General features: G+C 69.9%; 20 protein-coding genes. 12 read left to right on the top strand and 8 right to left on the bottom strand.

Annotated elements, in window-relative coordinates; genetic code table 11:
- The first annotated feature begins 9 nt into the window (after positions 1-9).
- Genes O7R11_RS02410 through rsmA form a run of 3 tightly spaced genes read left to right on the top strand, consistent with a single transcriptional unit; the run spans position 10 to position 3091 of the window.
- Positions 10-1269 (top strand): peptidylprolyl isomerase, encoded by a 1260-nt coding sequence (locus O7R11_RS02410; RefSeq protein WP_337995889.1) that lies wholly within the window; start codon positions 10-12, stop codon positions 1267-1269.
- Entirely contained in the window at positions 1266-2273 is a 1008-nt protein-coding gene (pdxA, locus tag O7R11_RS02405) for a 4-hydroxythreonine-4-phosphate dehydrogenase PdxA (RefSeq protein ID WP_337995888.1), read from the top strand. The genes O7R11_RS02410 and pdxA overlap by 4 nt, the downstream gene beginning before the upstream one ends.
- Positions 2270-3091 carry a 16S rRNA (adenine(1518)-N(6)/adenine(1519)-N(6))-dimethyltransferase RsmA gene (gene rsmA, locus O7R11_RS02400; protein WP_337995887.1) on the top strand — a complete coding sequence of 274 codons (822 nt, stop codon included), beginning with the start codon at positions 2270-2272 and terminating at the stop codon, positions 3089-3091. Before pdxA ends, rsmA begins: the two co-directional genes overlap by 4 nt.
- Before the next feature lie 181 nt (positions 3092-3272).
- Here the strand turns inward: rsmA and gmk are convergent, their stop codons facing one another.
- Positions 3273-3941 (bottom strand): guanylate kinase, encoded by a 669-nt coding sequence (gmk, locus tag O7R11_RS02395; protein WP_337995886.1) that lies wholly within the window; start codon positions 3939-3941, stop codon positions 3273-3275.
- Positions 3942-3952: 11 nt separating this feature from the next.
- Positions 3953-4849: a YicC/YloC family endoribonuclease gene (locus O7R11_RS02390; protein ID WP_337995885.1), complete on the bottom strand. Its 897-nt coding sequence runs from the start codon at positions 4847-4849 to the stop codon at positions 3953-3955.
- 107 nt (positions 4850-4956) lie between these two features.
- On the opposite strand from O7R11_RS02390, the gene O7R11_RS02385 reads away from it, so the two are divergent.
- Complete coding sequence (locus O7R11_RS02385; protein WP_337995884.1) at positions 4957-5724, top strand: SDR family NAD(P)-dependent oxidoreductase; 768 nt, start codon at positions 4957-4959, stop codon at positions 5722-5724.
- A gap of 7 nt (positions 5725-5731) precedes the next feature.
- A complete protein-coding gene (locus O7R11_RS02380) occupies positions 5732-6943 on the top strand; it encodes an MFS transporter (RefSeq protein ID WP_337995883.1) in 1212 nt (403 codons plus the stop codon).
- On the opposite strand, the gene O7R11_RS02375 is transcribed toward O7R11_RS02380, so the two are convergent.
- From O7R11_RS02375 to fabD, 6 genes are all read right to left on the bottom strand, one after another.
- The gene (locus O7R11_RS02375; protein ID WP_337995882.1) at positions 6912-7775 is read right to left on the bottom strand and encodes an NAD(P)-dependent oxidoreductase; all 864 of its coding nucleotides are present in this window, start codon (positions 7773-7775) and stop codon (positions 6912-6914) included. The genes O7R11_RS02380 and O7R11_RS02375 overlap by 32 nt on opposite strands.
- A 237-nt stretch (positions 7776-8012) precedes the next feature.
- A complete protein-coding gene (gene mltG, locus O7R11_RS02370; protein WP_337995881.1) occupies positions 8013-9038 on the bottom strand; it encodes an endolytic transglycosylase MltG in 1026 nt (341 codons plus the stop codon).
- Between the two features lie 7 nt (positions 9039-9045).
- Entirely contained in the window at positions 9046-10302 is a 1257-nt protein-coding gene (gene fabF, locus O7R11_RS02365) for a beta-ketoacyl-ACP synthase II (RefSeq protein ID WP_337995880.1), read from the bottom strand.
- Positions 10303-10458: 156 nt separating this feature from the next.
- Positions 10459-10695: an acyl carrier protein gene (locus O7R11_RS02360; RefSeq protein WP_337995879.1), complete on the bottom strand. Its 237-nt coding sequence runs from the start codon at positions 10693-10695 to the stop codon at positions 10459-10461.
- 199 nt (positions 10696-10894) lie between these two features.
- On the bottom strand, positions 10895-11644 hold the full coding sequence (gene fabG, locus O7R11_RS02355) for a 3-oxoacyl-[acyl-carrier-protein] reductase (RefSeq protein WP_337995878.1): 750 nt from the start codon (positions 11642-11644) through the stop codon (positions 10895-10897).
- 123 nt (positions 11645-11767) lie between these two features.
- Positions 11768-12712, bottom strand: coding sequence for an ACP S-malonyltransferase (fabD, locus tag O7R11_RS02350; RefSeq protein ID WP_337995877.1), 945 nt, complete (start codon positions 12710-12712; stop codon positions 11768-11770).
- A 223-nt stretch (positions 12713-12935) separates the two neighbouring features.
- On the opposite strand from fabD, the gene rpsF reads away from it, so the two are divergent.
- The 7 genes from rpsF (at position 12936) to O7R11_RS02315 (ending at position 18885) form a co-directional block, all read left to right on the top strand.
- Entirely contained in the window at positions 12936-13436 is a 501-nt protein-coding gene (gene rpsF / locus O7R11_RS02345; RefSeq protein ID WP_337995876.1) for a 30S ribosomal protein S6, read from the top strand.
- Positions 13433-13669 carry a 30S ribosomal protein S18 gene (gene rpsR, locus O7R11_RS02340; protein ID WP_337995875.1) on the top strand — a complete coding sequence of 79 codons (237 nt, stop codon included), beginning with the start codon at positions 13433-13435 and terminating at the stop codon, positions 13667-13669. The genes rpsF and rpsR overlap by 4 nt, the downstream gene beginning before the upstream one ends.
- Positions 13670-13796: 127 nt before the next feature.
- Entirely contained in the window at positions 13797-14369 is a 573-nt protein-coding gene (rplI, locus tag O7R11_RS02335; protein WP_337995874.1) for a 50S ribosomal protein L9, read from the top strand.
- A gap of 311 nt (positions 14370-14680) precedes the next feature.
- Positions 14681-16183: a replicative DNA helicase gene (locus O7R11_RS02330; protein ID WP_337995873.1), complete on the top strand. Its 1503-nt coding sequence runs from the start codon at positions 14681-14683 to the stop codon at positions 16181-16183.
- A gap of 5 nt (positions 16184-16188) precedes the next feature.
- On the top strand, positions 16189-17331 hold the full coding sequence (gene alr / locus O7R11_RS02325; RefSeq protein WP_337995872.1) for an alanine racemase: 1143 nt from the start codon (positions 16189-16191) through the stop codon (positions 17329-17331).
- Positions 17328-18101 carry an MlaE family ABC transporter permease gene (locus O7R11_RS02320; protein ID WP_337995871.1) on the top strand — a complete coding sequence of 258 codons (774 nt, stop codon included), beginning with the start codon at positions 17328-17330 and terminating at the stop codon, positions 18099-18101. The genes alr and O7R11_RS02320 overlap by 4 nt, the downstream gene beginning before the upstream one ends.
- A 7-nt stretch (positions 18102-18108) precedes the next feature.
- Positions 18109-18885 carry an ABC transporter ATP-binding protein gene (locus O7R11_RS02315; RefSeq protein WP_337995870.1) on the top strand — a complete coding sequence of 259 codons (777 nt, stop codon included), beginning with the start codon at positions 18109-18111 and terminating at the stop codon, positions 18883-18885.
- Positions 18886-18980: the final 95 nt, after the last annotated feature.

Below are 18980 nucleotides of genomic sequence, written 5' to 3'. Positions count from 1 at the left end.
CTTGCGACCATGAAACGTTGGGTAGCCGCCCTCACCGGGGCCCTCTTCGCCGTCATCGCCGCGCCGCACCCGGCCCCGGCGCAGGACGCCCTGCGCATCGCCGCCGTGGTCAACGACGACGTGGTCTCGGTCTTCGACCTCGCCACCCGGCTGCGCGTCGCTCTGTTCTCCTCGCGGCTGCCCGACACCACGGACAACCGCCGCCGCCTCGCGCCCACGGTGTTGCGCAGCCTGATCGACGAGCGCCTGCAGACGCAGGAGGCCAAGCGCCTCAGCGTCGCGCTCTCCGACGACGATCTCGCCCACTCCATCGCCCAGGTCGAAACCGGCAACCGCATGCCCGCGGGCGGGCTGAAGCGCCTCGCCGCCGAGCTCGGCGTCCCCTACGACACCATCACCGAGCAGATCCGCGCCCAGGCGCTGTGGGTCAAGGTGGTCGGCCGCCTCTACAACGCCAAGAGCAATCCCTCGGCGGAGGATATCGCCGAACGCAAGGCGCAGCTCGCCGCCACTCTCGGGCGGCCGCAGTACCACGTCTCGGAAATCTTCCTGCCGTTCGATGCGGGGCAAAACGAGGCCGACCTCCTGGCCCTCGCCGGCAAGCTGGTGGAGCAATTGCGCAACGGCGCGCCCTTCGCCCAGGCGGCGCACCAGTTCTCGCGCAGCCCCACGGCGGCGCGCGGCGGCGACCTCGGCTGGGTGCCGCAGGGCCAGCTCGAACGCGAACTCGACGCCGCGCTGGGGCAGATGGCCCCGGGCGACGTTTCCACGCCGATCCGCACGACGAGCGGCTATTACATCCTGCACCTGGAGCAGCGCCGCGTCGTCACCACCCCGGACGCCGGAGAGACCCGCTACCGCCTGTCGCAGATCAAGCTGCCGATCTCCGGAAACAAGGCGCTCTCCCCCGCCGACCGCGACAAGGTGGTGGACTACGTGCGCGCCTCGCTGCGCGGCTGCCCGGCCTTCGACGCCTACGGCAAGACGCTTTCCACCCCCGGCACCGGCCCGCTCGGCACGCTGCTGCAGAAAAACCTTCCCGCCGCGCTGGCCGCCACCGTCACCGCGCTGCCGGAGGGCGAGCCGAGCGCCCCCCTGGACCTCGGCGGCGTCGCCACGCTCTTGATGGTGTGCGAACGCACCGCGCCCTCGGCCCTGCCCGACGACGAGAATATCCGCAGCATGCTGCGCCTGGAACGCCTGGAACGCGCCGCCGAGCGCCACCTGCGCGACCTGCGGCGCACCGCGGTCATCGACATCCGGATATGACCGCGCCGCCGCTCGCGCTCAGCATGGGGGAACCCGCGGGGATCGGCCCGGACCTGATCCTCGAGGCGTGGCGGCGCGCCCGCGGCGGGGCGATCCCCGCCTTTGCCGCGATCGCCGACCCGGCGGTGCTCGCCGCCCGCGCGCGGCGCCTCGGGCTTTCCCTGCCGATCCGGCCCATCGCGGCCCTGGCGGAGGCGGCGGAGGTCTTTTCCGCCGCGCTGCCGGTGCTGCCGGTGACCGCGGCAAACCCGGAAGTCATCGGCGTGCCCGACCCCGCCAACGCCGCCGCCGTCACCGGCGCGATCCGCCGGGGGGTGGAACTCTGCCAGGCCGGGGAGGCCGCCGCCCTGGTCACCGCGCCGATCCACAAGGCGGCGCTCGCCGCCGCCGGATTCCCCCACCCCGGCCACACCGACTACCTCGCCGAACTCGCCGGGCCCGGCTGCCGCGCGGTGATGATGCTCGCCTGCGACGCGCTGCGCGTGGTGCCCGCCACCGTGCACTGCGCGCTCGCCGAGGTGCCCGCCCGCCTCGCCGCGCTGCCGCTCGCCGAAATCGCACGCATCGTGCTCGCCGCGCTTGCCCGCGACTTCGGCATCGCGCAGCCGCGCCTCGCGGTCGCCGCGCTCAACCCGCACGCCGGGGAGGACGGCCTGATGGGCGACGAAGAGGAGGACCTGATCGCCCCGGCGATCGCCGCACTCGCCGCCGAAGGCCACGCCGTCGCGGGCCCCTTCCCCGCCGACACCCTCTTCCACGCCGAGGCGCGCGCCCTCTACGACGCGGCGCTCTGCATGTATCACGACCAGGCGCTGATCCCGATCAAGACGCTGGACTTCCACGGCGGCGTCAACGTCACCCTGGGGCTGCCGTTCATCCGCACCTCGCCGGACCACGGCACCGCGCTCTCCCTCGCCGGGACCGGGCAGGCCCGCCCCGACAGCCTGATCGCGGCGCTGCGCATGGCCGATGCGATGGCGCGGGCACGCGCGGGGGCGGCATGAGCGACACCCTGCCGCCGCTGCGCGAGGTCATCGCCGCGCACGGCCTGCGCGCGAAAAAGAACCTCGGCCAGAACTTCCTCCTCGACCTCCACCTCACCGCGCGCATCGCCCGCGCCGCCGGGCCGCTCGATGCGGGGACGATCATCGAGGTCGGCCCCGGCCCCGGCGGGCTGACCCGCGGCCTCCTCTCCGAAGGCGCGGAAAACCTCGTCGCCATCGAGCGCGACGACCGCTGCCTCCCCGCCCTCGCGGAGATCGCCGCCGCCTACCCGGGCCGTCTGCGGGTGATCGCGGAAGACGCGCTTTCCATCGACTACGCCGCCCTCGGCCCCGCGCCGCGGCGCATCGCCGCCAACCTGCCCTACAACATCGGCACCGTGCTGCTCACCCGCTGGCTGGCGAACCCGCACGACTTCGCCAGCATCACCGTGATGCTGCAAAAGGAGGTGGTGGACCGCATCACCGCCCCGCCCGGCGGCAAGGACTACGGCCGCCTCTCGGTGCTCTGCCAGTGGCTGTGCGAAACCTCCGCCCTGTTCGAGGTCCACCCCGCCGCCTTCACCCCGCCGCCCAAGGTCACCTCCGCCGTGCTCCGCCTCGAACCCCGCGCCGAACCGCTCGCCCCCGCGCCGCGCACCACCCTGGAACGCGTCACCGCCGCCGCCTTCGGCCAGCGCCGCAAGATGCTGCGCGCCGCGCTGAAGCCCCTGGGCGGTGCGGAGCTGTGCCTCGCGGCGGGAATCGACCCCGAGGCGCGGGCGGAAACCATCCCGGTCGAGGGCTTCTGCGCCCTGGCGCGGGCGCTGGCGGAAAACTAGAACTTTGCGAGGGGTCTTGGACCCCTCGCGCACCCCATAACTTTTGGTTTTTGCACGCAGCGCGAGAGAGCCGTCACGCGGCGTGACGGTCGATGGCCGCTGCGCGGCGAAAAACAAGGTAAAGGGGTCCGGGGACCGAGTCCCCGGCGGGTCCAGGGCGGAGCCCTGGCCTGGTGTTACCCTACATCTGGTCGCGCAGGGCGCCGATGAAGTCGGACATGCCGGTGAGGCGGGCGCGTTTCTGGCGTTCCGCGTTGAGGATGGTGAGCGCCTGGCGGGTGCTCGCCGCCGCATCGCGGTTGATGATGATGTAGTCGTACTCGATCCAGTGGCTCATTTCGTCCGCGGCCTTGGCCATGCGGCCCTGCAACACGGTTTCGCTGTCCTGCGCGCGGGAGCGCAGGCGGCGCTCCAGCTCCGCCATCGAGGGCGGCAGCACGAAGATGCGCACCAGGTCGTTGGACATCTTTTCTTCCAGCTGTTGCGCGCCCTGCCAGTCGATATCGAACAGCACGTCGCGGCCCATGGCGAGCCAGTCCTCCACCGGCTTCTTCGGCGTACCGTAGTAGTTGCCGAACACCAGGGCGTGCTCCAGCAGTTCGCCCTTGGCGACCATCTCGTCGAAGCGCGCCTTGTCGATGAAGTAGTAGTCGCGCTTTTCCTGCTCGCTCGGCCGCTGCGGCCGGGTGGTCACCGAGATCGAGGCGGAGATCAGCGGATCGGCGGCCAGGAGGTTGCGGGCGATGGTGGTCTTGCCCGCCCCCGACGGCGAGGACAGCACCAGCAGGAGGCCGCGGCGGCTGACCAGGGAAGCGGGGGAAACGCCCCCGGCGTTTGGCGAGGACGACATGGACAGGCCCCTTATTCGATGTTCTGGATCTGCTCGCGCAGACGGTCGATCGTGGTCTTGAGGTCGAGGCCGATGGCGGTGAGCTCCGCATCCGCCGACTTGGAGCAGAGCGTGTTGGCCTCGCGGTTGAATTCCTGGCAGAGGAAGTCGAACTTCCGCCCGATGCCCTGCCCCTGCGCCATCAGCGCGCGCGCCGCGGCGATGTGGCTGGTCAGGCGGTCCAGCTCCTCCCGCACGTCGAAGCGGGTGATCAGCAGCGCAAGCTCCTGCGTCAGGCGCTCCTCCGGCAGCTCGGCGGCGTCCAGCAGCTCGGCGAGCTGGCGGGCAAGGCGCTCCTTGCGGGTGTCGGCGCGGGCCGAGGCGGTGGTTTCGGCGCGGGCGATCAGGTCCGCGATGGCGTCCACGTGCTCGGTGACGACGGCGGCGATGCGCCCCCCCTCCTCCGCCCGGGCGGCGGCGAGCGCCGCGACGGCGCGGGAAAAATCGGCGAGCAGTTGCGTGTGCAGCGCCGCCTCGACGGTGGCGTCGGCGGGGGTCTCCGCGGCCTCGACCACGCCCTTGACCTGCAGCAGGCCGTCGAAGGCGGGCGGCTCCACCTGGCCGGGGAAGCGGGCGCGCATCTCGGTGGAGGCGGCGATCAGGGTCTCCAGCCAGGCGGCGTTGAGCGACAGGCCGGAGGAGGCGGCGGCGCGGGCGACGGAGAGCGAAACGCTCACCGAGCCGCGCGAGAGAACCGCGGCCAGCGCATCGCGCAGCGGCTTTTCCATCGGCTCGAAGCCCGAAGGCAGGCGGAAGCGCGCGTCCAGACCCTTGCCGTTGACGCTGCGCAGGTCCCACACCCATTCGGTGCCGCTCCCGGCGTCGCGTCCCTCGACCCGGGCGAACCCGGTCATGCTGTGCAAGGTCACTGAATCGTCCCCCGTTTGCGTATCCCATGGCGAAATCGCGTTTCAGGGTTATAACCGTGAAAACGACGCTCTGTCACGTTCCAGACGACGATAAAAGGACGCCAGCCGTGCCGCACGCCCCCACCACCATCGTCATCACCGGCGCTTCCGGCGGCCTCGGCCGCGCGCTCGCCCGCGCCTATGCCGCGCCGGGCCGCGCCCTGCACCTGTTCGGCCGCGATCTCCAGCGCCTGGAGGAGACCGCCATCGCCGCCGCCGCGGCGGGGGCCACGGTGCGCACCCATGCGGCGGACGTGACCGACGCGCACGCCATGGCCGAAGCGCTCACCGCCATCGACACCGCCGCGCCGATCGACCTTCTCATCGCCAACGCGGGAATCTCCGCAGGCACCCACGGCGGGCCGGAAAGCCCGGAACAGACCCGCGCCGTCTTCGCCGTCAACCTCGACGGCGTGCTCAACACCGTGCTGCCGGTGCTGCCCGCGATGCGCGCCCGCGGCCGCGGCCAGGTGGCCATCGTCTCCTCCATCGCCGGGTTCCGCGGCATTCCCGGCGCGCCCGCCTATTGCGCCTCCAAGGCCGCGGTGCGCGCCTGGGGCGAGGGTCTGCGCGGCGAGGCGGCGGCGGACGGCGTGGCGGTCAACGTGATCTGCCCCGGATTCGTCCGCACCGCGATGACCGGGGCCAACGGCTTTCCCATGCCGTTCATCATCTCCGCCGAGCGCGCCGCGCGGATCATCCGCAAGGGCCTGGCGCGCAACCGCGGGCGCATCGTCTTTCCCCTGCCGATGCTGCCCATCGCCTGGATGCTGCGCGCCCTGCCCGACTCCTGGCTCGACGCGCTCGCCCGCGCGATGCCGCGCAAGGGGAGCTGACCCCCGCATGTCCGCCGCCTCTTCCTCCGTGCGCCCGGTGGCGCTGCTTTCCGCCGCCGCCTTCGCCTCCGCGGCGACGGCGCGCCTCGCCGACCCGCTGCTGCCGCTGCTCGCCGAGAGCTTCTCGGTCGGCGTCGCCGACGCCTCGGCGGTGGCCACCTACTTCTCCCTCTCCTACGGCTTCTGCCAGATCATCTATGGGCCGATCGGCGACCGCCTCGGCAAATACCCGGTGATCGCCGTGCTCACCCTGGTTTCCGCCGCGGCGAGCGCCGCCGCGGGCTTCGCCGACAGCCTCGCGGCGCTGATCTGGCTGCGCCTGCTGGGCGGCGCCAGCGCCGCGGCGATCATCCCGCTGTCGATGGCCTACATCGGCGACACCGTGCCCTACGAGCGGCGCCAGCCGGTGCTGGCGCGCTTCCTCTCCGGGCTGGTTCTCGGGGTCATCGCCGGGCAGGCCTGCGGCGGCATCCTCGGCGAGCACGTCGGCTGGCGCGGCACCTTCCTCGCCCTCGCCGCGGTCTATCTCGTCGTCGCCGCCGCGCTGTGCGCCGAGCTCTTCTCCGGCCGGGTGGAGATCACCCGGCGGCGGACCACCCTCGCCGAGATCGCCCTCTCCTTCGGCCGCCTCGCCGCGGCGCGGCCGGTGCGCATCATCCTCGCCACCACCTGCTGCGAGAGCCTGCTCTTCTACGGCGCCTTCACCTTCCTCGGCGCCTACCTGCGCGGCTTCTACGGCCTGTCGCTCACCGCGGTCGGCGGCATGCTCGCCGCCTTCGGCAGCGGCTCCATGCTCTATTCGTTCTCCGCGGGGGCCCTGCTGCGCCGCTTCGGCCAGCGCGGCATGGTGCGCGCGGGCGGCGTGGTCATCGCCGTGAGCTTCTGCGCCATCGCGCTCGCGCCGCCGCTGCTTCTGATGCTGCTGCCGATCGCGGGCAGCGGCTTCGGCCTCTACCTGGTGCACAACACCCTACAGACCCGCGCCACCCAGATGGCGCCGGAGGTGCGCGGCCTCGCCGTCTCGATATTCGCCGCGTCCTTCTTCATCGGGCAGTCCTCGGGCGTGGCGCTCGGCGGCATGGTGGTGGAAAGCTTGGGCTACGCCCCGCTGTTCGCCGGCGCCGGGCTTCTGCTCGCGGTGCTCGCCGCGCGGTTCTCCCGCACCGTGGACCCCCGCGCCGAGCGCCCTACCCCCGCAGCGCCTGGAGGATCGCCATGATGTCGAGGTCGCCGAAGCCGTGCGCCTCGGCGCGGCCGTAGCTTTCCTTCGCGGTGGCGGTGACCGGCAGCACCGCGCCCACCTCCGCCGCTTCCGCCACCGCGAGGCGGAAGTCCTTGGCCATGTGCTTGAGCGGGAAGGCGGCGGAGAAGTTGCCCGCGGCGATCGCCGGCAGTTTCAGCTTGACGATGGGGGAGGCCACCGCCGCCTCGCCGAGCATTTCGAGCAGCATGTCGCGGGGCAGGCCGCTCTTCTCGCCCAGCACCACCGCCTCGGCCAGCGCCTGCAAGGTGAGGCCGAGCACCATGTTGACCGCGAGTTTGGCCCGCGCGCCCTGCCCGGCCCCGCCGAAGTGGAACGCCCGCTTGCCGAGCACGTCGAAGATCGGACGGCAGCGGTCGAACGCCTCCGCCTTGCCGCCGACGAGGATGACCAGCGCGCCCTCGGTGGCGGGCTTCACCGAGCCGGAGACCGGCGCGTCCAGAACCTCGACGCCCCGTTTTTCCAGGCGCTCCGCCGTCGAGCGGCTCGCCCCCGGCGAGATGGTGCCCATGTTCACCACCGCCTGCCCGGCGCGCAGCCCCTCGGCCACGCCGCCGGGGCCGAACAGCACCGCCTCCTGCGCCGCGTCGTCGGAGAGCATGGTGACCACCACGTCCACCTCCGCCGCCAGCGCCGCCGGGCTTGCCGCCGACGGGCAGTCGAGCAGCGCCAGCCGCTCCGGCGTGCGGTTGTAGGCGAGCAGCGGATACCCCGCCGCAATCAGATTGGCGGCCATCGGCACGCCCATGTGGCCGAGGCCGATCCAGCCGATCTTCGGTTTCGTCATCATCCTGTATCCTTCAACAAACCACATCCCTCGCCCGCCAGGAAAACCCCGCGGCGGCGGCGGGGCAAGGGGAAAAACCAGGCCGGGCTCTGCCCGGACCCGCAAAGGGCCGGAAGGCCCTTTGATCCCATAACCGGTTTTCGCCGCGCAGCTGCTATAACCGCCACGCGGCGTGACGGCTCTATGGCGCTGCGCGCAAAAACAAGTCAGGGGGTCCGGGGACCGAGTCCCCGGCGGGGCTCAGGGGGCGGAGCCCCCGGCCTGGTTTTTCCCCGCCTTCTTCGCGGCCTTCTGGATGGCGCGCCATTTGGCGACGTTGCGGGTGTGTTCGGCCAGGGTTTTGGAGAACACGTGGCCGCCGCTGCCGTCGGCGACGAAGTAGAGGTCGGCGGCATCCGCCGGGTGGGCGACGGCGGCGAGCGCCGCGGCGCCGGGCAGGCAGATCGGCGACGGCGGCAGGCGGTCGATGACGTAGGTGTTGTACCGGGTTTCGGAGTCGAGGTCGCCGCGGGTGAGGCCGCGCTCCAGGGTTCCGTTGCCGCCGGAGAGGCCGTAGATCACCGTCGGGTCGGATTGCAGGCGCATACCGATTTTGAGGCGGTTGAGGAAGACGGCGGCGACCTGGGGACGTTCGGCGGGGACGGCGGTTTCCCGCTCGACGATGGAGGCGAGGATCAGCGCCTCCTCCGGCGAGGCGAGCGGCAGGTCCGGGGCGCGGCCCTCCCATGCCGAAGCCAGCGCGCGGTCCATCGCCGCGCTCATCCGCTTGAGCAGCGCGGCGCGGCTTTCGCCCAGGGTATAGGCGTGGGTTTCCGGCAGCAGGCTGCCTTCGGGCAGGGTTTCCGGCACCGCGCCTTCCAGCCCCGGCGCGGCGGCGACCAGCGCCAGCGCCTGCTTGACGGTCAGCCCCTCGGGGATGGTGAGGCGGCGCTGCACCACCGCGCCCGCGGCGAGCATGTCGAGGATGCCCTGCATCGAGACGCCGGGCGGGAAGGCGTATTCCCCGGCGCGCAGGGCGGTCTGCTGCCCGGAGAGGCGCACGCCGATGCGGAACAGGCGGGGGTCGTCGATGGTTCCGGCCTCGGCGAGCAGCCGCGCGATGCGCTCCACCCCCGCGCCCTTGGGCACGACCGCCGTGGTGGAGGAAGCCGAAGGGCCGGGGGCGAAGAACGCCTCCCGGCCCTTGACGTAGGCCGCCGTCCCGGCGAGCGCGGCCAGCGCGATGAGCGCGACGGCGGCGACCCCGAGGCGGCGCAGAAGAGGCATGACGCGCCTACACGCGCGTCATGATCAGCGAGGCGTTGGTTCCGCCGAAGCCGAAGGAGTTGGACTGCACCACATCGACCTTGCGCTCCTTGGCCTGCAAGGGGACGAGGTCGATATCGCAGCCTTCCGACGGCTGGTGCAGGTTCAAGGTCGGCGGCACCACCTGGTCGCGCAGGGCGAGGACGGAGTAGATCGCCTCCACCGCGCCGGCGGCGCCCAGGAGATGGCCGATCGACGACTTGGTGGACGACATCGAGAGGGTGTAGGCATGCGCGCCGAACACCGACTTCACCGCGGCGCATTCGATCTCGTCGCCGAGCGGCGTGGAGGTGCCGTGCGCGTTGATGTAGTCCACCGCCTCGGCGGGGAGGCCGGAATTCTTGATCGCCATGCTCATCGCGAGCTTGGCTCCGCGCCCTTCGGGGTGCGGCGCGGTGATGTGGTAGGCGTCGCCGGAAAGGCCGTAGCCCTTGATCTCGCCGTAGATCTTCGCGCCGCGCTTCTTCGCGTGCTCGTAGTCCTCGAGCACCACGACGCCCGCGCCCTCGCCCATGACGAAGCCGTCGCGGCCCACATCCCACGGACGGGAGGATTCGCTCGGGCGGTCGTTGTAGGAGGAGGACAGCGCCTTCGCCGAGGCGAAGCCCGCGATGCCGAGGCGGCACACCGCCGCCTCCGCGCCGCCCGCGACCATCACGTCGGCATCGCCGAAGATGATCAGGCGCGCCGCGTCGCCGATGGCGTGCGCGCCGGTGGCGCAGGCGGTCACCGCCGAGTGGTTCGGCCCGGTGAAACCGTATTTGATCGACACGTGGCCGGAGGCCAGGTTGATCAGGCTGGAGGGAATGAAGAACGGCGACACGCGGCGCGGGCCGGACTTCTCCATCACCATGGAACATTCGCTGATGCTGTGCAGGCCGCCGATGCCGGACCCGATCATCACGCCGGTGCGGGCGCAAAGCTCCTCGTCCGTCGGCTTCCAGCCGGAGTCCTCCACCGCCTCCTCGGCGGCGGCGAGCGCATAGACGATGAAGTCGTCCATGCGGCGGCGCTCCTTGGCGGGGGCCACGCTGTCCAGGTCGAGCTCGCCTTCGCCGGTTCCCATCGGCACCATCGCCGCGACCTGCACGGCCAGATCCTCGACCTCGAAACGGTCGATCCGGCGGAATCCGTTTTCGCCCGCGATCAGACGCGTCCAATTCCGCTCGACACCGCGGCCCAGCGGCGTCAACAGCCCCATGCCGGTGATGACTACTCGCCTCATGTTCATCCACCCATTGTCGTTGCAGGGAAGATCACGCCCGTCCCCAATACTTCAGGCGCGGCCCCTCGGCGTGGCGCGCTCATCTCGGCGCGCGCCAGGGACAAAGCGTTCGCGGTCATCCCGGATATCCCGGGATGACCGCCACGCGCCTCAGGCTCAGCCTTCGGCCTTGGTAATGAAGGAAATCGCGTCCTTGACCGTGAGAATCTTCTCGGCGGCGTCGTCCGGGATTTCGATTCCGAATTCTTCTTCGAACGCCATCACCAGTTCGACGGTGTCCAGGCTGTCGGCGCCCAGGTCGTCGATGAAGCTGGCGTTCTCGGTCACCTTGTCTTCCTCGACACCCAGGTGCTCGACGACGATCTTCTTCACGCGTTCGGCGACATCACTCATTGGCTTGTCCTCGGTCTTTATCTCGTTGCTTCGGTTTATCACTGAAACGGGACCGGTGTCCCGGCGAAACCCTCTTTTCTGCGGGGCTCCGCGGCTTTTCCCGCCGCGCCGCCCCGCGCCCAAGTGGCCCGTTCACTACCACACTTTCCCAGGGAAGGCCAGAAGCGGGAAAACCCCGTCCCGCCCCGCCCGGGGCCTGCTAGATCATCGCCATGCCGCCATTCACATGAATGGTCTGGCCGGTGACGTAGGCGGCTTCTTCGGCCGCCAGGAACGCCACCGCGGCGGCGACGTCTTCGGGCGAGCCGAAACGGCCCGCCGGAATCGATGCGAACATGCGCTGACGCTGTTCCTCGTTCAGCACCCCGGTCATCGCGGTCTCGATCATCCCCGGCGCGACGCAGTTGACCGTGATGCCGCGGGAGGCGAGCTCCTGCGCCAAGGCCTTGCTCATGCCGATCAGCCCGGCCTTGGAGGCCGCATAGTTGGCCTGGCCCGGGTTGCCGGTGACGCCGACCACCGAGGAGATGGCGATGACGCGGCCGAAACGGCGCTTCATCATGCCGCGCATCACCGCGCGGGTGAGGCGGAAGGCGGCGGTGAGGTTGACGTCGATCACCGTCTGCCAGTCGTCGTCCTTCATCCGCATGGCCAGCCCGTCGCGGGTCAGCCCGGCGTTGTTGACCAGGATGTCGATCCTGCCGAGCGCGGCCTCCGCCTCCGCCGCCAGGCGGTCGGTCGCCGCCGGGTCGGAGAGGTTGGCGGGCACCACGCAGGCGCGGCCCGGATGCGCCGCCCCGATCTCCGCGGCCACCGCATCCAGCGCCTCGCGGCGCGTGCCGGAGAGCGCCACCTTCGCGCCCATCGCGGCAAGGGCCTTGGCGATGGCCGATCCGATGCCGCCGGACGCGCCGGTCACCAGCGCGCACTTATCGGTTAAGTCGAACATGTGTCAGGACTCTTTTTGATTTTTGACTCAGGGACCACTCCGCCGGCGCCTCCCAACGCCCGGACGGCACGCACAAAGAAACCGCCCGGCGCGGGATACGCGACCCGGGCGGTTCCGTAATGATCAGGCCGCGACCACTTTCGCGAATGCGGCGATTTCGTCCAGGCTGCCCACCGGCAGGCCGTCCATCTCGCGGTCGATGCGCCGGGCAAGACCGGAAAGCACGCGCCCCGAGCCGACCTCGACCAGCGAGGAGACGCCGTGGCTCTTCATGAACTGCACGCTCTCGCGCCAGCGCACCGAGCCGCACACCTGCTCCACCAGGAGCTTGCGGATCTCCTCCGGGTCGTCGGTGGCGCGCGCCGTGACGTTGGCCACCACCGGCACCGACGGGGCGCGCATCTCGACGCCCGCAAGCGCCTCGCGCATCGTCTCCGCCGCCGGGCGCATCAGCGCGCAATGGAAGGGCGCGGACACCGGCAGCAGCACCGAACGCTTGACGCCGAGCTTCTTGGCGATCTCGATGGCGCGCTTCACCGCGCCGACGTGGCCGGACACCACCACCTGGCCGGGGGCGTTGTCGTTGGCCGCTTCGCAGATCTCGCCTTCCGAGGCTTCCTGCGACAGGGTGCGCGCCTGCTCGGCATCGAGGCCGAGGATCGCCGCCATCGCGCCCATGCCGAAGGGCACCGCCTTCTGCATCGCGCGGCCGCGGGTCCTCAACAGACGCGCGGTATCGCCGAGCTGCAGGGCGCCCGCAGCGCACAGCGCCGAATATTCACCCAGGGAATGACCCGCCACATAGGAGGCGGCATCCGGAAGCCGCACCCCGTATTCCTTGTCGAGAACCCGGATGATCGCCACGCTCACCGCCATCAGGGCGGGCTGCGTGTTCTCGGTCATCATCAGGTCCTGTTCGGGACCCTCGAACATGATCTGCGTCAGTTTCTGCTCGAGTGCGTCCTCGACCTCGGCGAACACCTCGCGGGCGACCGAAAACGTCGCCGCGAGTTCCCTGCCCATACCGACGGCCTGAGAACCCTGCCCCGGGAAAACCACTGCGCGCATGCGCTTACTCCTCTATCCATGGCCGGAAAACCGGCTCCCTCGCCGTCAAAAGAAGCACAACCCCCCCCAATGTCAAGCGCCCCTTGCATCGCCGCAAAAGATGTGTATAGTCCGCCACCTCACAACTCCTTGCCGATCATGGGATCGGCTATGCCTAGAGAAACGCCGGTGAAACAATGTTTCAGGCGATATCCGGGAAGAGAGAAGCCATAGGGAGTCTATAATGTCGTTGTACGAAAGCGTGGTCATCGCGCGCCAGGACATCAGCGCCACCCAGGTGGAAGCCCTGGCCGACCGTCTGGCCGAAATCCTCTCCGCCGGCGGCGGCGAGGTCAAGAAGCGGGAAATGTGGGGTCTGCGCAACCTCTCCTACCGCATCAACAAGAACCGCAAGGGGCACTACGTCCTCTTCAACATCTCCGCTCCGGCGGCCGCGGTGGCCGAGTACGAGCGCCAGATGCGGATCAACGAAGACATCCTGCGCTACATGACGGTGCGCGTCGAAGCCCTGGAAGAAGGGCTCTCGGCGATGATGCAGCCGCGCAACGAGCGCGGCGACCGTGGCGACCGCGGCGACCGCGGCCCGCGCGGCGATCGTGGTGACCGCGGCGACCGTGGTGACCGCGGCGACCGCGGCGACCGCGGCGACCGTGGCGACCGTGGCGGCCGCCGCTTCGAGCGCGACCGCGCCCCCGCTCCGCAGCAAGCCGAAGGAGACGCATGATGACCGCTCCGCGCCGTCCGTTCTTCCGCCGCCGCAAGACCTGCCCGTTCTCCGGCGCCAACGCGCCGAAGATCGACTACAAGGACGTGAAGCTGCTCGGCCGCTTCATCTCCGAACGCGGCAAGATCGTGCCCAGCCGCATCACCGCGGTCTCGGCGAAGAAGCAGCGGGAACTCGCCCGCGCCATCAAGCGCGCGCGCTACCTGTCGCTTCTGCCCTACGTGATGAAGTAAGTCCCGCACGGGACCACACCCACCCCGCGGACCGCGCCCTCGCGCGCGGTCCGCTCTTCGCATTCCTAACGGACCGCGGCGGACCCCCGCCCGGGGCCGGACGAACAGAACCTTAAGGATCAAGACCATGGAAGTCATTCTGTTGGAACGCATCGAACGCCTCGGCCAGATCGGCGACGTCGTCAAGGTCAAGCCGGGCTACGCGCGCAACTTCCTGCTGCCGCAGAACAAGGCCATGCGCGCCACCAAGGAAAACCTCGCCTACTTCGCGACCCAGCGCGTCCAGATCGAGGCGAACAACCTCAAGCGCCGCGAGGAAGCCGCAGCGGTCGCCGCCAAGATGAACGGCCTGCGCCTGATCATCGTCCGCCAGGCGGCGGAAAGCGGCCAGCTCTACGGCTCGGTCACCGCCCGCGACATCCGCGACGCGATCAAGGAAGCGGGCTTCTCCGTCGAGAAGTCGCAGGCGATGCTCCACCAGCCGATCAAGGTGATCGGCACCTACGCCGTGCCGTTCTCCCTCCACCCCGAGGTGAAGGTGGACGTCGCCGTGATCGTCGCCCGCTCCGCCGAGGAAGCCGAACGCGCCGCCGCCGCGGCCGCCCCCGTGGAAGCCGCCGCCGAGGAGGAAGCCGCCGCCGAGGAAACCCCGGCCGTTGAAGCTCCCGCCGAAGAGGCCGAAGAGCCGAAGGCCGAGTAACCCTCCGCCTCCGCGCAAAAATCCCGCCGCCGCCCGAAACCGGGCGGCGGCTTTTCCATGTGCGGGAAAAACCAGGCCAGGGGCGCCGCCCCTGGACCCTGCCGGGGACTCGGTCCCCGGACCCCATGCCTGGCTCTTGCCGCGCAGCGGCCATCGACCGTCACGCCGCGCGATGGTTCTATGGCGCTTCGCGCAAAAGAAGAAACATCTGGGGTCAAGGGGCCGCCCGGCCTGGTGTTATTCCCGCTATCCACAGGGGTGTGGATGCCTTCGCCCCCCGCCCCTCCGAAGCCGCGTGCTAGGGTGTGCGGATGAGCCAGATCAGCGATCCGATATTCTCCGAAGTTGCGCATGCCACGGCCCGCGCGGTGCGGCAGCCGCCTTACGATGTCGAGGCGGAGCAGGCGCTTTTGGGGGCGATTCTCAACAACAACATGGCGATCGACAAGGTGATCGACCTGTTGAAGCCGGAGCATTTCTCCGACGGCACGCACCGGCGGATTTACGAGCTGTGCCTGTCGATGTACGGGCACGGCGACACCGCCGACCCGATCACCCTGCGCCGGGTGATGGGCGGCACGCCGGAGCTGGAGCGCGTCGGCGGCGGCGGCTATCTGGACCGGCTGGCCGCCTCGGTGGTGGGCATCATCAACGCCGAGCAGTACGGGCGGCTGATCTACGAGCTTTACATCCGCCGCCAGTTGATCGGGCTGGGCGAGGACGTGGTCAACGAGTCCTTCGACGACACGCTGGAACTGAATGCCGACCAGCGCATCGCCAAGACCGAGGAATCGCTCTATCAGCTCGCCACCACCGGCGAGACGGCGCGCGGCTTCACCCCGTTCAAGACGGCGCTGAAGCTGTCGCTGGAGATGGCGGATGCGGCGCACAAGGCGAGCGGCCTGTCCGGCGTCACCACCGGGCTGATCGACCTGGACAACCTGTTGGGCGGGCTGCACAACTCCGACCTCATCATCCTCGCCGGACGCCCCGGCATGGGCAAGACCGCGCTCGCCACCTCGATCGCCTACAACGCCGCCTACGCCAAGTCGGAGGACCCCGACGGTCCGGGCGCGGTGACCGCGTTCTTCTCGCTGGAAATGTCCGCCGAGCAGCTGGCGACGCGTATCCTCTCCAACGAGGCGCAGATTCCCGGCCACAAGATGCGCACCGGCAAGATGACCCAGGACGACTTCAACAAGCTCGGCGCGGCGGTCGGCGCGCTGGAGAAGGTGCCGTTGTTCATCGACGACACGCCGGGCCTGACGGTGGGGGCGATCCGCACCCGCGCGCGGCGTCTGCAACGCCAGGCGAACCTCGGCCTCGTCGTCATCGACTACCTGCAACTGCTCTCCCCCGGCGTCTCGTCGCGGCGGGAGAGCAACCGCGTGCAGGAGCTTTCGGAGATGACCCGCGGCCTGAAGATCCTGGCGAAGGAACTGAACGTGCCGGTGCTGGTGCTCTCGCAGCTTTCGCGCGCGGTGGAAAGCCGCGACGACAAGCATCCGCAGCTTTCGGACCTGCGCGAATCCGGCTCCATCGAGCAGGACGCGGACATGGTGATCTTCGTCTACCGCGAGCACTATTACAAAAAGGCCAAGCGCCCGCAGAAGAAGGACGGCGAGGACGAGGGCAGGCACGCCCGCGCCCTCGAAGAGTGGGAGGACGGGCTTAAGGCGACCGAGTTCAGGGCCGAGGCCATCGTCGCCAAGCAACGCCACGGCCCCACCGATACGGTTGTGCTGCACTTCAATGGGGAGTACACAACCTTCGGCAATTGGACCGACGACGACCACCTTCCCTACGGAGGATAACTCCCGTGGTTTCCGCCCCCGTTCCGGCGGCCCTGGCGCGCGCCGGGGCCGTTCTCACCATCGATCTCGCCGCCGTCGCCGCCAATTGGCGTTCCCTCGTCGCCCGCGCGCCGGGGGCGGAGGTTTCCGCCGTGGTCAAGGCCGACGCCTACGGCCTGGGGGCCGCGCCGGTGGCCCGCGCGCTGGCCGCCGCGGGGTGCAAGACCTTCTTCGTCGCGCACCTGGAGGAAGGGGCCGCCCTGCGCGACGCCCTGCCCGAGGCGCGCATCTTCGTGCTGCACGGGCCCAACCCGGGCACCGAGGCGGAGTTCGCCGCCTTCGGCCTGATCCCGGTGCTCAACGACATCGTGCAGGTGAAAAACTGGGCCGCCTTCGCCAAAGCCTGCGGCGCGGCGCAGCCCGCGGCGATCCAGGTGGATACCGGGATGACCCGCCTCGGCCTGTCGCGCGCCGAGTTCGACGCGCTGACCGCCGACAAAACCGCCATCGCCGCGATCGCCCCCGCCCTGCTGATGAGCCACTTCGCCTGCGCCGACACCCCCGCGCATCCGCAGAACGCGCAGCAGATCGAACGCTTTTCCGGCTTCGTGCGCAGCCTGCCGGGGGTGAAGGCGGCGCTTTCCGCCTCCTCGGGCATCTTCCTCGGCCCCGCCGCGCACTTCGGCCTGGTGCGGCCGGGCATCGCGCTCTACGGCGGCAACCCCACCGAGGCGGCGGAAAACCCGATGAAGCCGGTGATCCGCCTGTCCGCCCGCGTCGTCCACGTGCAGGACATCGACGCGCCGCAGCGCGTCGGCTACGGCGCGACCTATGCGGCGCCGGGGCCGGGCAGGCTCGCCACCGTGGCGATCGGCTATGCCGACGGCTTCCTGCGCAGCATCGGCACCGGCGCGGCGGAAACCCCGGTGTTCGCCGACGCCAAGGGCGCGAAAGCCCGCCTGGTGGGCCGGATTTCCATGGACCTCGCCACCTACGACATCGGCGCAGCGCCCGCCGGAAGCATCGTGCCGGGTGACACCATCGACGTTATCGGTAAATATGCCAGCATCGACGGTCTGGCGAAGGCGGGGGGCACCATCTCATATGAGTTGCTGACCCGGCTTGGCCCGCGTCTCCACCGGATTTACACGAACGGCGCCGCACCATGAATTTTCTCGCCTTGATCGGAGGGGTTTTCCTCGGTTTCCTCGGCGCCGTCGGACGGCTGGCGCGGTTCGCCGCGATCGCCGTCTCCCACATGGTCCGGCCGCCGTTCTACCCCCGCCAGGTGCTGCGCCAGTTCCTCGATATCGGCTACTTCTCCCTGCCGGTGGTCGGCCTGACCGCCCTGTTCGCCGGGATGGTGCTGGCGCTGCAAAGCTATAGCGGGTTCTCCCGTTTTCAGGCCGAGGGCGCGGTGGCGATGGTGGTGGTGCTGTCGATCACCCGCGAACTCGGCCCGGTGTTCGCCGGGTTGATGGTCGCAGGCCGCATCGGCGCCTCGATGGCCGCGGAAATCGGCACCATGCGCGTCACCGAACAGGTGGACGCGCTGACCACGCTGTCCACCAACCCGTTCAAGTACCTCGTCGCGCCGCGCCTGCTCGCCGGGCTGCTGATGATGCCGCTTCTGGTGCTGGTCGCCGACATCCTCGGGGTGTTCGGCGGCTACGTGATCGGCGTCGGCAAGCTCGGCTTCAATTCCGGCAGCTACCTCGCCAACACCTGGGACGTGCTGGAAACCCTCGACGTGGTCTCCGGCCTGGTCAAGGCCGGGGTGTTCGGCTTCCTCATCGCGCTGATGGGCTGCTACAACGGCTACCACTCCAAGGGCGGCGCGCAGGGCGTCGGCATGGCGACCACCAACGCCGTGGTCTCCGCCTCGATCCTGATCCTGATTTCCAACTACATCGTCACCGAAATCTTCTTCGCCCGCTGAGGCCGCGATGACCGAAACCGCCCCGAAAATCCGCCTGCGCGACGTGCACAAACGCTTCGGCCCCAAGGCCGTGCTGAACGGCGTCGATCTCGACATCGCGGCGGGCGAATCCGTCGTGGTGATCGGCGGCTCCGGCTCCGGCAAGTCGGTGCTGATCAAATGCATCCAGGGCATCCTGCGGCCCGAATCCGGCTCCATCACCGTGGACGGCGAGGAAGTCGTCGGCATGGGCGGCCGCCAGATCGAACGCGTCAACGCCAAGATCGGCATGCTCTTCCAGAGCGCGGCGCTGTTCGACAGCCTGCCGGTGTGGGAGAACGTCGCCTTCGGCGCGCTCCAGGCCAAGGGCATGGACCGCAAGGCCGCCTTCGACCTCGCGGTCGAAACCCTGTCCAAGGTCGGCCTCAATGCCGACGTCGCCGAACTCTGGCCCGCCGAACTCTCCGGCGGCATGCAGAAACGCGTCGGGCTGGCCCGCGCCGTCGCCACCGAGCCGGAGATCATCTTCTTCGACGAACCCACCACCGGGCTCGACCCGATCATGGCCGACGTGATCAACGACCTCATCGTCACCTGCGTCAAACGCCTGGGGGCCACCGCCGTCACCATCACCCACGACATGGCCTCGGTGCGCAAGATCGCCGACCGCGTCGCCATGCTCTACCAGGGCAAACTGATCTGGGTCGGCCCGATCGCCGATATCGACAAATCCGGCAACCCCTACGTCGAACAGTTCATCAACGGCCGCGCCGACGGCCCGATCACCATGGACCTGCGGCGATGAGGCTGCTCCGCGGCCCGCGAAAGATAAAACTTTGCGGGGGGACTCGGTCCCCCCACACCCCCCATACCTTTTTTCGCCGCGAAGCGGCAGACAAT

It is taken from the genome of Oleispirillum naphthae (genome assembly GCA_027864655.1).
In the GTDB taxonomy this organism is placed as follows: domain Bacteria; phylum Pseudomonadota; class Alphaproteobacteria; order Rhodospirillales; family Rhodospirillaceae; genus Oleispirillum; species Oleispirillum naphthae.
Note: the sequence above shows the minus strand (reverse complement) of the source record. Positions and strands in the feature narration are given on the sequence as shown.

Coding starts and splice junctions, on each gene's coding strand:
- O7R11_RS02410 (WP_337995889.1), top strand. CDS start 10: ATGAAACGTTGGGTAGCCGCCCTCACCGGGGCCCTCTTCGCCGTCATC.
- pdxA (WP_337995888.1), top strand. CDS start 1,266: ATGACCGCGCCGCCGCTCGCGCTCAGCATGGGGGAACCCGCGGGGATC.
- rsmA (WP_337995887.1), top strand. CDS start 2,270: ATGAGCGACACCCTGCCGCCGCTGCGCGAGGTCATCGCCGCGCACGGC.
- gmk (WP_337995886.1), bottom strand. CDS start 3,941: ATGTCGTCCTCGCCAAACGCCGGGGGCGTTTCCCCCGCTTCCCTGGTC.
- O7R11_RS02380 (WP_337995883.1), top strand. CDS start 5,732: ATGTCCGCCGCCTCTTCCTCCGTGCGCCCGGTGGCGCTGCTTTCCGCC.
- O7R11_RS02375 (WP_337995882.1), bottom strand. CDS start 7,775: ATGATGACGAAACCGAAGATCGGCTGGATCGGCCTCGGCCACATGGGC.
- mltG (WP_337995881.1), bottom strand. CDS start 9,038: ATGCCTCTTCTGCGCCGCCTCGGGGTCGCCGCCGTCGCGCTCATCGCG.
- fabF (WP_337995880.1), bottom strand. CDS start 10,302: ATGAGGCGAGTAGTCATCACCGGCATGGGGCTGTTGACGCCGCTGGGC.
- O7R11_RS02360 (WP_337995879.1), bottom strand. CDS start 10,695: ATGAGTGATGTCGCCGAACGCGTGAAGAAGATCGTCGTCGAGCACCTG.
- fabG (WP_337995878.1), bottom strand. CDS start 11,644: ATGTTCGACTTAACCGATAAGTGCGCGCTGGTGACCGGCGCGTCCGGC.
- fabD (WP_337995877.1), bottom strand. CDS start 12,712: ATGCGCGCAGTGGTTTTCCCGGGGCAGGGTTCTCAGGCCGTCGGTATG.
- rpsF (WP_337995876.1), top strand. CDS start 12,936: ATGTCGTTGTACGAAAGCGTGGTCATCGCGCGCCAGGACATCAGCGCC.
- rpsR (WP_337995875.1), top strand. CDS start 13,433: ATGATGACCGCTCCGCGCCGTCCGTTCTTCCGCCGCCGCAAGACCTGC.
- rplI (WP_337995874.1), top strand. CDS start 13,797: ATGGAAGTCATTCTGTTGGAACGCATCGAACGCCTCGGCCAGATCGGC.
- O7R11_RS02330 (WP_337995873.1), top strand. CDS start 14,681: ATGAGCCAGATCAGCGATCCGATATTCTCCGAAGTTGCGCATGCCACG.
- O7R11_RS02320 (WP_337995871.1), top strand. CDS start 17,328: ATGAATTTTCTCGCCTTGATCGGAGGGGTTTTCCTCGGTTTCCTCGGC.
- O7R11_RS02315 (WP_337995870.1), top strand. CDS start 18,109: ATGACCGAAACCGCCCCGAAAATCCGCCTGCGCGACGTGCACAAACGC.